This window comes from Thermococcus sp. M36 (assembly GCF_012027355.1).
In the GTDB taxonomy this organism is placed as follows: domain Archaea; phylum Methanobacteriota_B; class Thermococci; order Thermococcales; family Thermococcaceae; genus Thermococcus.
Window position 1 is genome coordinate 1 of sequence record NZ_SNUH01000289.1, and the last position, 408, is coordinate 408.

The following is a 408-nucleotide window of genomic DNA, read 5'->3' on the forward strand; positions in this document are numbered from 1 at the left end:
ATAGGAGCGAAGGTGATAGCACGTGAAAATATCAGTGCTATGCGTAAAGATGTTACTGCTAAATGTTATGGTGGTGATATAAGCCGTAAAAGAAAACTATTGGAGAAACAGAAAGAAGGTAAAAAACGTATGAGACAGATTGGAAGTGTGGAAGTACCGCAGGAAGCTTTCTTAGCGGTGCTGAAATTGGATTGAATTAATAATAGACTTATTTATACTGACGCTGGATTTAATCGTCCAGCTTTTGTTTTTGGTACATACTGTTAAATAAACCGTTCTTATTAACCAATTCAGTAAAACTGCCTTCTTCAGCAATGGTACCATCCTTCATCACATAGATATAATCTGCAATTCTTATGTTGTATAGTTTATGAGAAATAAGAATAATAATTTTGGTTTTGGCTAACT

1 pseudogene is annotated in these 408 nt (G+C 34.3%); it reads left to right on the forward strand.

Going from position 1 to position 408, the window contains the following annotated elements:
- Positions 1 to 195, forward strand: a pseudogene (locus E3E36_RS12395) (elongation factor 4); the annotation flags it as partial.
- Positions 196 to 408 lie beyond the last annotated feature (213 nt).